Genomic DNA, 11,072 nt, shown 5'->3' on the forward strand with positions numbered 1-11,072 from the left:
CGCCATTCGATCCCCCCCAACCCCCCTTAAAAAGGGGGGAGAAGAGTTCATAGTAGGGTGGGTTAGACGGCAACAATCTAGGCGTTAAAGTCAATCTAACAATCCGTCGTAACCCACCGCTTTAGTCCACCGAAAAGATGTTTGATTTATGTTTGAAAATAAGATTGATCAGGTTTTACACGCATTAAAGGAGATGTTGGGATGAGAACAGTGACTCTAGGAGATTACATTGAGATATTGTCGGGTTTTGCTTTCAAGTCTAGTTTGTTTAACTCTGAGGCAAGAGGGTTGCCACTTGTACGAATACGAGATGTAGTACCTGGTTATTCTGAAACTTACTCTGATGAAGATTTTGATGAAAAATATTTATTAGAAGATGGTGATCTTTTAATAGGTATGGATGGAGAGTTTAACTGTGCAAGATGGAAAGGGGGAAAAGCTTTATTAAACCAGCGAGTTTGTCGCGTTATTGCATCTTCAAAGAATCTCGATGATCAATATCTATTTTATTTTTTACCTAGACCTCTCAAGCAGATAGAGGCTAAATCCAACTTTGTGACGGTTAAACATCTCTCAGTAAAGCAAATCCAAGCAATAAAAATCCCCCTCCCACCCCTCGAAGAACAGCGAAGAATTGCGGCAATTTTAGATAAAGCAGATGGGGTGCGACGTAAGCGCAAAGAGGCGATTCGGTTGACTGAGGAGTTATTGCGATCAACTTTCCTAGAGATGTTCGGTGATCCTGTTACTAATCCGAAAGGGTGGGAGGTTATAGACTTAGGAAAAATTTCTCAAATACAAGGTGGATTACAAGTAACACCAGCAAGAAAAGAGCTGCCGTTAGAAGTTCCTTATCTTCGGGTGGCAAATGTTTACAGAGATAAGCTTTTACTTGACGAAATCAAAAACATCCGAGTAACTTCTTCTGAGTTGGAAAGGATAAATATGAAAGCAGGGGATATACTTATCGTTGAAGGTCATGGGAACAAGGAGGAAATAGGAAGATCTTCTGTATGGGATGGTTCCATCGAAAATTGCGTTCACCAAAACCATCTTATTCGCGTCAGACTCGATCCCGATAAAGCAGAACCTATCTATATCAGTGCATATCTTAATTCTGCGGGAGGTCGTTGTCAATTAACAAAATTTGGAAAAACGACATCTGGCCTTAATACGATTAGCACTTCAAACGTAAAAGCGACAAAAGTTTTATGTCCACCGATTGAGATGCAAAAAAGGTATCTGGATTTTCAACGAAAGTTGACAGAAGCTAAAAATGCCAGCGTAGAGCATCTTGAACAATCCGAAAATCTCTTTAATTCCCTTTTACAAAGGGCATTTAGGGGGGAACTGTAGCCATGGCAGCCGGCGGATTACTGCCATAATCTTGTGGTAAATGCCATTAAAAAAGACCGTTGGACAATTAACCAAGATTCCTATCATCTCATACTGTCACGAGGGAAAAACCTAGATAAAATAACCGAACTTGCTGTTTTTAAATTGGCAACATTTGGAGTAAAATAATGGAAAAAGTAATTAACAAAGTTAACATCAAAAAGCAAAATAATGACTTTAACTATTGGCAAAAACAATCCTATCAAAAACGATTAGAAGCGTTAGAACAAATTCGCCAACAATACCACCAATATAAATATAATGCTGAACCAAGACTTCAAAGAATTTATACAATTGTTAAACAATAATCAGGTAAAATATAGAGATAGCCAAAACTTTGGGAATAATAAAGTTATAGACTGGGGAGCGCAATATGGACTCAAACTTCTCCTTCCTGCGAGATCAATTCCCGACAATCTACGATCATGCCAGCCAAGCGGAGGGATTAGTCTTCAGTAACCCCCGGGCCAGTTGCTTCTATACCCGTTTTGTCCTAGAACAAATGGTCTGCTGGCTCTATGAAAACGACCCCTACCTGCAACCGCCCCGGGACAATAGCCTAGGCGCTCTTATCCACGAGCAAACCTTTAAAGATAACCTTAAACCAGGACTTTTCGGCAAAATTCGCACCATCCACAAAGTCGGCAACAACGCCGCCCACGATACCAGCCTCATCAGTGAACGGGACTCCCTGCACCTGATCGAGGAACTATTTCATCTCACCTACTGGCTGGTGCGCTACTATGGGCAGAATGGGCGAAAATTGGGCGATATTAGCTTCGATCGCCAGAAGATACCCCCGGCCGCACCCCCCGCTCCCAAACAACTGCAAGACCTGGAAAAACGCCTGTCCCAAAGCGATGCCCTGCGCCAATTGGCCGAAGCAAAACAGCGCCAAACCGAGGCCGAACTCGCAGCCGCTAGGGCCGAACGGGATGCCCTCCTCGCCCAAAATCGAGCGATCGCTGACCGGCACGACTACAACGAAGCCGACACCCGCCGCTACCTGATCGATGTACTACTCCAAGAAGCCGGCTGGGATACCAAAGCCCCCAACGCCACAGAGTTCGAGGTGTGGGGGATGCCCATCCAACAAGCGGGGGATACCGGACGCGGTTTCGTCGATTATGTACTATGGGGCGATGACGGCAAACCCCTCGCCCTCGTGGAGGCAAAACGCAGCAGCAAAAGCCCGGACAGCGGACAACAGCAGGCCAAACTCTACGCCGACTGCTTAGAAAAAAACTACAACCAACGCCCCGTTATTTTCTACAGCAACGGCTATGAAACCTATCTCTGGGATGATCTCGCCTATCCCCCCCGTCCCGTCCTCGGTTTCCTGCGAAAAACCGAGCTAGAACGGCTAATTTTCCGCCGTTCCCACCGTAAACGCCTCAGCAACACCGCCATTAACGAGGATATCGTCGGCCGTCCCTACCAGAAAGAGGCCATCCGCCGCATTACCGAAACTTTTGAAGAAAAGTGCGCCCGTAAGTCCCTGTTGGTTATGGCCACCGGAACCGGTAAAACCCGAACTGCGATCGCATTGGTGGAACTGCTCAAGCGCGCCAATTGGGTAAACCGAGTCCTGTTTCTGGCCGATCGCAATGCCCTATTAAAGCAAGCCTATCGAGCCTTTCAGCGGCATCTACCCAGCGTTACCGTCCTAGATCTGACCCGCAGCAAAGACGTGACGGGGGCTAACGTCATCTTCTCCACCTATCAAACCATGCTCAACGCCATTGATCGCATGGATGCAGAGGGGCGAATCTTTGGGGTGGGTTATTTTGACCTAGTGATCGTCGATGAGGCCCATCGCTCCATTTATCAGAAATACGGCGAAATATTCGATTATTTCGATGCCCTGCTGGTGGGGCTAACTGCCACGCCGCGCTCGGAAATAGACCGGGACACCTACCGCATTTTCCAGCTACCCCAGGGCGTGCCTACCTTCGCCTACGAGTTAAATGATGCCGTTAGGGATGGCCACCTCGTCCCCCCCAAGGGCGTTACTGTGCCGTTTAAGTTTCTGCGTACCGGGGTTAAATACAGCGATCTAACCCCGGAGGAGCGGCTAGACTACGAGGAGAAGTTCCGGGACGAGGAAACCGGCGAACTACCGCAGGAAATTAACGCGGCTGCCCTTAATCAATGGTTATTAAATATCGACACAGTGGATCAAGCGCTAGAATTATTGATGCAACAGGGGCTAAAGGTCAACAGTGGCGATCGATTGGGTAAAACGATTATTTTTGCCCGTAATCACCGGCACGCCCAATTTATCTGCGATCGCTTTAACAGTAACTATCCTCACTACAAAGGCCATTTCGCCAAAATTATTGACAGTCACGACAATTACGCCCAGAGTCTGCTCGATGACTTCAGCGAAGCCAACAAAGAACCGATTTTGGCCGTCTCGGTGGATATGCTCGATACCGGCGTAGATGTGCCGGAAGTGGTCAATTTGGTGTTTTTTAAGCCCGTATTCTCCCGGGTGAAGTTCAATCAGATGATCGGGCGCGGGACCCGTCTCTGTCAGGATTTGTTTGGGACTGGCAACCATAAAACCGAGTTTCTGGTCTTTGACCTCTGCGGGAATTTCGAGTATTTCGAGCAGGATATCGATGAAACAAGCCAGAAAATACCCGAAAGCCTCACCAGTCGCCTAGTTAAACATCGCCTCGAGTTGGCAACCCGCCTCGCTCCCTCCAAGCCAAGCGCGACACCTAGGGCAAGAGAGCAGTCCTCTACTTACAAAGTCGAGCGGGCCGGCGACCTATACACGAGTTTGCTCGATGCACTCCATCAACACATCGCCACCATGCCCCGGGATAATTTCCTCGTGCGTCGTCGCTTGCCGCAGGTGGAAACCTTTAGTCAGCGTCAGCGTTGGAACAACCTGAGTCAGGAGGACGCGGCCACCATTGCCGACTCCTTGGCCGGTTTACCCAATAGTCTGCCCAATGAGGACCCCCTGGCCAAGGAATTTGATCTTCTCTGTGTGAAACTGCAATTAGCCATTCTCAAGGCCGACCGTAGTTATGAGCGATTGCGGGACAAAGTGCGGGATATTCTCGGTCAACTGGAGACTAAGCCCGATATCCCGATGATTAAGGGGCAATTGGCCTTTATTGGCGAGGTGCAGGACGAAAGCTGGTGGACCAGAGCAACGCCGTCAATGGTGGAGGGGATTCGGGTGCGTGTCCGGGATCTGGTCAAGTTTATCGATCGCCAAAAGCAGCAAATCGTGATCACCGATTTTGTCGATGAGATGGGAGAGGTGCAGATTGTCGATATTCCCACCCATCAGACCGGTTTTAGTCGCGAACAGTATCGCCGGAAAGTGGAGGCCTATATCCGTCAGCATCAGGATCACGTGGCAATTGCCAAGCTGAAGCGCAATATCCCCCTAACGGAGACGGATTTATCTGCCCTAGAGGAGATGCTATTTTCGGCCGCAGAAATTGAGAGCCGTCAGCGTTTTGAGGAGGTCTTTGGCCAGACAAAAAGCCTCAAGCTCCTGATCCGGGAAATCGTCGGACTCGATCCCGCAGGGATCCGCGTAGCGGCACGCCAGGCGGCTAAACAAGCTTTTGCCCGTTATTTGCAGGGGACAAACTTCTCGGCCAATCAAATCCGTTTTATCGAAAATATCATCGATATCCTCACTAAAAACGGAATTATGAATCCGGGGGCGCTCTACGAGCCTCCCTTTACCGATAACCATCCCGAAGGGCTAGATGGGATGTTTAATGATCAGGAAGCTGATCGGATCGTCTCGATTTTGCGATCGTTTAACCAGTCCGTTGATGCGGTTTAAGAACAAGCGCGGATGAAGAAATAAAAGCATGAAAACTGACACGATTTTTTATCAACTCTTTCAATCATTCCCCTCTATCTTCTTTGAATTAATTCAACTCCCTATCAGCGAAGCCAATAACTACCGCTTTGACTCAGTGGAAGTCAAACAACTTTCCTTTCGTCTTGATGGAGTCTTTCTACCTCAAAATAATCACCCCCAGACTCCTATCTACTTCTGTGAGGTACAATTTCAAGAAGATGAGGCTTTTTATCAGCGCTTTTTCACCGAAATATTCTTATATCTCAGTAAAACTGACTTAACCAATGATTGGCGGGGTGTGATTGTCTATCCTAACCCTCAAGTAGAAACCGATAAAGTTCAACGCTATCGGGAACTCCTCAACTCCGAGCGAGTGAGACGGATTTATCTGAATGAATTAGAAAACATTCCTCAAACTTCGATTGGTTTAGCTACAGTCCAATTAATCACCCTATCTAAAGCAAAAGCGATTGATAGCACCCGAAAATTAATCCAAAGAGTGAGAGAAGAATTAACCCCCGACCAAAAACCCCAAGAACTCTTACAATTAATAGAGACGATTCTCGTTTATAAGTTACCGCTTCTCAATCGTCGGGAGATAGAAACTATGTTTAGTTTAGATGAATTAAAACAAACTCAGTATTTTCAAGATGTGCGCGAGGAAGCGCGTCAGGAAGGCAGACTAAACAAAGCACTAGAGGCGGTCCCTCGTTTGTTAGCCCTAGGGTTAAGTGTTGAGCAAGTCGCATCCGCGTTAGAGTTAGAGGTTAAACAGGTTAGAGCTATACAAAAAGGGAGATAATCTCCTTCTGTCCTTATGTCTAGGAAGTCCTGTTAATCCTATCGTCGGGAGATAGAAACTATGTTTAGTTTAGATGAATTAAAACAAACTCAGTATTTTCAAGATGTGCGCGAGGAAGCGCGTCAGGAAGGTCGTCAGGAAGGTCGTCAGGAAGGCAGACTAAACAAAGCACTAGAGGCTGTTCCTCGTTTGTTAGCCCTAGGGTTAAGCGTTGAGCAAGTCGCATCCGCCTTAGAGTTAGAGGTTGAACAGGTTAGAGCTATACAAAAAGGGACATAAAAAAAGCGATCGCCTTTTAGAATAAAAGCATGAAAACTGACACGATTTTTTATCAACTCTTTCAATCATTCCCCTCTATCTTCTTTGAATTAATTCAACTCCCTGGTTTAAGTATTCTCAATGTTAGTAAAATCCAATAATCCCAGTAATGCTAGTATATTCGAGTAATACCCACAAATTTCGATAATGTAATTGTAATAACTGATCACTGATCACTGATCAGCCATTCCGATGCCCTTTCACCCAGATCTAGGGGCAGACTAACCGCTTTACCGAGACGGGGACGCTCGCGGGTTTCGCGGATAAAAGCTTGAAATTGACTAACACCACCCCATTCGTGGAGATAATTGGCGATCGCATTGAGATGTTCCAGATATTCAGACTCGGAGAGGGGAAAAGAAGCTTGTTCGAGATATTTCCACATTACCTGGACATGAACCTTATCTTTGATGCGTCGTAGCTGGATATCGTAGGAACGACCCCATTTTTCTAGTAATAATTGCTGTAAGTCCACACCCGTCATGGTTGATATCGCTTCTCAGATGTCAGTCAGTCAATTAATTCTAACTTACTTTTAGCTGCTGCCCCTAGGTTAGTTCACCGCGCTTCGATTCAGACAAATTCCCATAAAAAAGTTTTTTCGGTGCGGCGAGTATGTAAAATAGAATGTTGATCTTTCTTGGCCTAAACAGCATTTCATGATTTCGAGTAACGACTTTCGGAGTGGCACAACCATCCAGATCGATGGCTCTGTCTGGCGGGTGGTGGAATTCCTGCACGTTAAACCGGGTAAGGGATCGGCCTTCGTGCGAACCAAGTTAAAAAATGTCCAGACGGGCAACGTGGTAGAACGGACGTTCCGGGCGGGGGAAACCTTGCCCTCAGCCACGATCGAAAAGCGCACCATGCAGCACACCTACAAAGAAGGCGATCAGTTTGTCTTCATGGACATGGAGACTTTTGAGGAAGCAACTCTCACCCCGGCACAAATGGGCGATCGAGCCAAGTATCTGAAGGAAGGAATGGAAGTCAATATTCTCTTTTGGAATGAGCAAGTATTAGAGGTAGAATTGCCCACCTCGGTAATCTTGGAAATCACCGATACAGATCCGGGAGTCAAGGGAGATACGGCCACCGGTGGCACCAAACCGGCGATCGTAGAAACGGGAGCGCAGGTGATGGTTCCCCTGTTTATTTCCATCGGTGAAAGGATTAAAGTGGACACCCGGGATGGTTCCTATCTGGGACGGGAATAATTGTGATCAGAAGCCCAGAAATGAGGCCTTAGGGACGGATTTAGGACTAAAGCCAGTTTTCTCTAGCCTGTTTCCCAAAACTTAGCCGCTAGATGTCAAAAATCGACGGTTTGGTGGGTGCTAATTTGGATTTGTTGCTTTTTATTTGCGGGGGGATTTCAGAGCGGTGACTATTGATTACAACGAAATTCGAGAACTGATCAAAACATTGGCAGCCACGGATATCAGTGAATTTAGCCTAAAAAGTGCAGATTTGGAGCTAAATATCCGCAAAGGAACCGTTAATACCGTCCTTGGTTCTCTCCCCGCTCCCTTGCCGGTGGTGACAGCCCCGGTTGCCCCTCCAGTGGTAGCCGCCGGTACCACCCCGGCCCTGGAAACCCCCACCCCCGAACCCGTGGCCGCCGCTATTGATAAAAAATGGCTGGCGATTACCTCTCCCATGGTCGGCACTTTTTATCGCGCTCCCGCTCCCGATGAACCGTCTTTCGTGGAAAAAAACGATCGGATCCGTGTCGGACAAACGGTCTGTATCATCGAAGCGATGAAGTTGATGAACGAAATCGAAGCGGAAGTGGGCGGGCAAATCGTCGAAATCGCCGTCGCTAACGGTGAACCGGTAGAATTTGGCCAGACGTTAATGTGGGTTAATCCCGAATAAGTAAGTGGTTCTAATTAAATAGAAGATAGATTTTGTCTTTGATCCCCCCTGTCCCCCTTAATAAGGGGTGCTGATCCCCCCTGCCCCCCTTAATAAGGGGGGTGCCGGTAGGCGGGGGGATGCCTGCCCCCAGGAAAAACTTTTTCAGCAAGCCCTAGATAGAATGAAAGCTATCCTCATGACCGCCGTGGATGTCCTGCAGCTTCAGCAAGTCCCCACCCCGAAAATTAGTCAACCGCATCAGGTTTTAGTAGCATTAAAAGCCGCTGGTGTCAACCCTATTGATACAAAAATTCGTAAACGCGGCACTTTTTACCCCGAGCAAATGCCAGCCATTTTGGGCTGTGACGGGGCGGGAATTGTCGAGGCCGTTGGGGCGGCGGTGCAGGATTTTCGCCCCGGGGATGAAGTGTACTTTTGTAGCGGCGGACTGGGCAAGGCCGGCACGGGAAATTATGCCGAATATGCCCTGATCGAGGCGGATTATCTAGCCCACAAGCCGAAATCTCTTTCTTTTGCCGAGGCGGCCGCTGTACCTTTGGTTTTAATCACCGCTTGGGAAGCACTCTACGATCGCGCTCGTCTGCAATCGGGACAAAGCGTCCTGATCCATGGCGGGGCCGGGGGTGTTGGTCATGTCGCGATTCAATTGGCGAAACTGAGGGGGGCTAAAGTTTATACAACGGTGGGAAATAGCGATAAAGAGCGTTTAGTGCGGCAATTAGGGGCAGATTACCCGATTTTATACAAACAAACCGATTTTGTCGCGGCGATACTTCAAGAAACCGTAGGGAAAGGGGTAGATGTCGCTTTTGACACGGTGGGAGGGGAAACTTTTGGGCAAACTTGCCGAGCGGTGCGCGTGTACGGCGATATGGTGACGATTTTGGAACCTACGGGCAGCTGGAAAGAAGCCCGCGATCGCAATTTGCGGATTAGTTTAGAATTAATGTTAACCCCGGCTTTGATGGGACTGCCAGAAGCGCAAAAATATCAAACAGAAATTCTTCGCCAAGGGGCGCGTTTAATTGATGAGAAAAAGTTAACTATTCATCTCTCCCAAACCTTTCCTTTAGCGGCAGCTAGCAGCGCCCATCAATTGCTAGAAACTGGTGCGGTGACGGGGAAAATTGCCCTAATTATCGACTAGAAATCTGCTTGTTACTACTGGTGAGCAGCAGAAGTTGTTAAAGCAGGGAGAGGGCAAACCACCGCTACACTTTTGCCAATCGGTCAACCTGATTACGTTAAAATCAAAAGCAGGATACTGTGTATGACGGAAAAACTCGATGAACTCAGTGATTAAAGCGGTACAAACTGCCTATTATGGGGATGCAGCCTATCGGACACCACCACCGGACTTAGAATCTCTCCTGCTCAAAGAGAGAATTGTCTATCTGGGGTTGCCCTTATTTTCCTCCGATGATGTCAAGCGCAATATCGGGGTGGACGTGACGGAATTAATTATCGCGCAACTGCTTTACCTGCAATTTGACGATCCCGAAAAACCGATTTTCTTCTACATCAACTCTACCGGCACATCCTGGTACACCGGCGACGCGATCGGCTACGAAACGGAAGCTTTCGCCATCTGTGACACCCTCAACTACATTAAACCTCCCGTTCATACTATCTGTATCGGGCAGGCCATGGGAACTGCAGCGATGATTCTTTCCGCAGGAACCAAGGGTTTTCGCGCCTCCTTGCCCCACGCTACCATTGTTCTCAACCAAAATCGCACCGGGGCCCAGGGACAAGCCACCGATATCCAGATTCGTGCCAAGGAGGTAATCGCCAATAAACAGACGATGTTGGAAATTTTCTCGAAAAATACGGGTCAAACCACCGAAAAACTGGCGAAAGATATGGATCGCACCTTCTATCTCACCCCACAACAGGCGAAAGACTACGGATTAATCGATCGCGTTCTCGAAAGTCGCAAGGAACTACCGAAACCCCTCGCCCAAGTTAGTTAAGATTTATTACAAATTAGCAGGAGTTGTTACCAATTATGCCTATCGGTGTGCCAAAAGTTCCCTACCGTCTGCCGGGTAGCCAATACGAACAGTGGATTAGCATTTACAGCCGTCTTTCGGTGGAACGCATTCTTTTTTTGGGGCAGGAAGTCACCGACGGGTTAGCCAATGCCCTTGTGGCCCAAATGCTTTATCTCGACTCGGAAGACCCCACTAAACCCATCTATCTCTATATCAACTCGCCGGGGGGTTCCGTTACCGCCGGTATGGCCATCTACGACACCATGCAGTACATCAAAGCGGAAGTGGTGACTATCTGTGTGGGATTAGCGGCCTCTATGGGGGCATTTTTACTGGCTTCTGGTAGTCCGGGTAAGCGTCTCGCTCTTCCCCACGCGCGGATTATGATTCACCAACCCATGGGCGGAACTGGGCGCCGGCAAGCGACGGATATCGACATTGAAGCTAAGGAAATCCTGCGTATTCGCCAGCAATTAAACGAAATTATGGCTAATCGCACCGGACAAACCATCGAACGCATCGAAAAAGACACGGACCGCGATTATTTCCTCTCCGCCGAGGAAGCCGTCGCCTACGGTTTAATCGATAAAGTGGTCGAGGGAAGACCGGCTTAAGTCAGTCAGAGGTTAGAACAGGCGAGAAACCTGTTCTAACTGCCATTGGACAAACTTCCTTAGATGGTAGGTCGGTTTATCGGATAATCCCATAAGAGGATATCTGTTGGGTAAGTACCTAGGCAAAATTAATTACATACTCGCCTCCAAAATTGTCCAGCACTTTTTTAACGTAAGCGAGGAGGCTCTTTCGGTCTTTATAGGCGCTAAATTCAATCCATTCATAT

General features: G+C 47.8%; 11 protein-coding genes and 2 pseudogenes. 11 read left to right on the forward strand and 2 right to left on the reverse strand.

Annotated features, from left to right (window positions below):
- Positions 1 to 201 precede the first annotated feature (201 nt).
- The 6 genes and pseudogenes from EWV60_RS04535 (at position 202) to EWV60_RS04560 (ending at position 6,457) form a co-directional block, all read left to right on the forward strand.
- Positions 202 to 1,356 (forward strand): restriction endonuclease subunit S, encoded by a 1,155-nt coding sequence (locus EWV60_RS04535; protein WP_287231258.1) that lies wholly within the window; start codon positions 202 to 204, stop codon positions 1,354 to 1,356.
- Positions 1,357 to 1,523: 167 nt separating this feature from the next.
- Positions 1,524 to 1,703, forward strand: a complete 180-nt coding sequence (locus tag EWV60_RS04540; protein WP_002746635.1) for a hypothetical protein — start codon at positions 1,524 to 1,526, stop codon at positions 1,701 to 1,703.
- A gap of 65 nt (positions 1,704 to 1,768) precedes the next feature.
- Entirely contained in the window at positions 1,769 to 5,215 is a 3,447-nt protein-coding gene (locus EWV60_RS04545; RefSeq protein ID WP_287231262.1) for a DEAD/DEAH box helicase family protein, read from the forward strand.
- A 28-nt stretch (positions 5,216 to 5,243) separates the two neighbouring features.
- Positions 5,244 to 6,038, forward strand: a complete 795-nt coding sequence (locus EWV60_RS04550; RefSeq protein ID WP_287231265.1) for an Rpn family recombination-promoting nuclease/putative transposase — start codon at positions 5,244 to 5,246, stop codon at positions 6,036 to 6,038.
- A gap of 42 nt (positions 6,039 to 6,080) precedes the next feature.
- Positions 6,081 to 6,317, forward strand: a pseudogene (locus tag EWV60_RS04555) (Rpn family recombination-promoting nuclease/putative transposase); the annotation flags it as partial.
- A 29-nt stretch (positions 6,318 to 6,346) separates the two neighbouring features.
- Entirely contained in the window at positions 6,347 to 6,457 is a 111-nt protein-coding gene (locus EWV60_RS04560; protein WP_223210947.1) for a DUF2887 domain-containing protein, read from the forward strand.
- Positions 6,458 to 6,522: 65 nt separating this feature from the next.
- Here EWV60_RS04560 and EWV60_RS04565 read toward each other — a convergent pair whose 3' ends face one another.
- Positions 6,523 to 6,840: a DUF3067 family protein gene (locus EWV60_RS04565; protein ID WP_002732720.1), complete on the reverse strand. Its 318-nt coding sequence runs from the start codon at positions 6,838 to 6,840 to the stop codon at positions 6,523 to 6,525.
- 175 nt (positions 6,841 to 7,015) lie between these two features.
- Between EWV60_RS04565 and efp the strand changes: the two genes are divergently transcribed.
- The 5 genes from efp (at position 7,016) to EWV60_RS04590 (ending at position 10,845) form a co-directional block, all read left to right on the forward strand.
- On the forward strand, positions 7,016 to 7,573 hold the full coding sequence (gene efp / locus EWV60_RS04570; protein WP_002732990.1) for an elongation factor P: 558 nt from the start codon (positions 7,016 to 7,018) through the stop codon (positions 7,571 to 7,573).
- 166 nt (positions 7,574 to 7,739) lie between these two features.
- A complete protein-coding gene (gene accB, locus EWV60_RS04575) occupies positions 7,740 to 8,234 on the forward strand; it encodes an acetyl-CoA carboxylase biotin carboxyl carrier protein (RefSeq protein ID WP_287231296.1) in 495 nt (164 codons plus the stop codon).
- 163 nt (positions 8,235 to 8,397) lie between these two features.
- On the forward strand, positions 8,398 to 9,384 hold the full coding sequence (locus tag EWV60_RS04580; protein WP_287231298.1) for a zinc-dependent alcohol dehydrogenase family protein: 987 nt from the start codon (positions 8,398 to 8,400) through the stop codon (positions 9,382 to 9,384).
- A 139-nt stretch (positions 9,385 to 9,523) separates the two neighbouring features.
- A complete protein-coding gene (locus EWV60_RS04585; protein WP_002733425.1) occupies positions 9,524 to 10,210 on the forward strand; it encodes an ATP-dependent Clp protease proteolytic subunit in 687 nt (228 codons plus the stop codon).
- A gap of 35 nt (positions 10,211 to 10,245) precedes the next feature.
- On the forward strand, positions 10,246 to 10,845 hold the full coding sequence (locus tag EWV60_RS04590) for an ATP-dependent Clp protease proteolytic subunit (protein ID WP_002734165.1): 600 nt from the start codon (positions 10,246 to 10,248) through the stop codon (positions 10,843 to 10,845).
- Between the two features lie 118 nt (positions 10,846 to 10,963).
- Here the strand turns inward: EWV60_RS04590 and EWV60_RS04595 are convergent.
- A pseudogene (locus tag EWV60_RS04595) lies at positions 10,964 to 11,072 on the reverse strand (IS630-like element ISMae24 family transposase); the annotation flags it as partial.

Source organism: Microcystis sp. Msp_OC_L_20101000_S702, from assembly GCF_007095705.1.
In the GTDB taxonomy this organism is placed as follows: Bacteria; Cyanobacteriota; Cyanobacteriia; order Cyanobacteriales; family Microcystaceae; genus Microcystis; species Microcystis ichthyoblabe_A.

Excerpts from the sequence above, each read along its gene's own strand:
- efp (WP_002732990.1), top strand. The coding sequence starts at position 7,016 with ATGATTTCGAGTAACGACTTTCGGAGTGGCACAACCATCCAGATCGAT.
- EWV60_RS04540 (WP_002746635.1), top strand. The coding sequence starts at position 1,524 with ATGGAAAAAGTAATTAACAAAGTTAACATCAAAAAGCAAAATAATGAC.
- EWV60_RS04565 (WP_002732720.1), bottom strand. The coding sequence starts at position 6,840 with ATGACGGGTGTGGACTTACAGCAATTATTACTAGAAAAATGGGGTCGT.
- EWV60_RS04580 (WP_287231298.1), top strand. The coding sequence starts at position 8,398 with ATGAAAGCTATCCTCATGACCGCCGTGGATGTCCTGCAGCTTCAGCAA.
- EWV60_RS04545 (WP_287231262.1), top strand. The coding sequence starts at position 1,769 with ATGGACTCAAACTTCTCCTTCCTGCGAGATCAATTCCCGACAATCTAC.
- EWV60_RS04590 (WP_002734165.1), top strand. The coding sequence starts at position 10,246 with ATGCCTATCGGTGTGCCAAAAGTTCCCTACCGTCTGCCGGGTAGCCAA.
- EWV60_RS04550 (WP_287231265.1), top strand. The coding sequence starts at position 5,244 with ATGAAAACTGACACGATTTTTTATCAACTCTTTCAATCATTCCCCTCT.
- EWV60_RS04535 (WP_287231258.1), top strand. The coding sequence starts at position 202 with ATGAGAACAGTGACTCTAGGAGATTACATTGAGATATTGTCGGGTTTT.
- EWV60_RS04585 (WP_002733425.1), top strand. The coding sequence starts at position 9,524 with ATGAACTCAGTGATTAAAGCGGTACAAACTGCCTATTATGGGGATGCA.
- EWV60_RS04560 (WP_223210947.1), top strand. The coding sequence starts at position 6,347 with ATGAAAACTGACACGATTTTTTATCAACTCTTTCAATCATTCCCCTCT.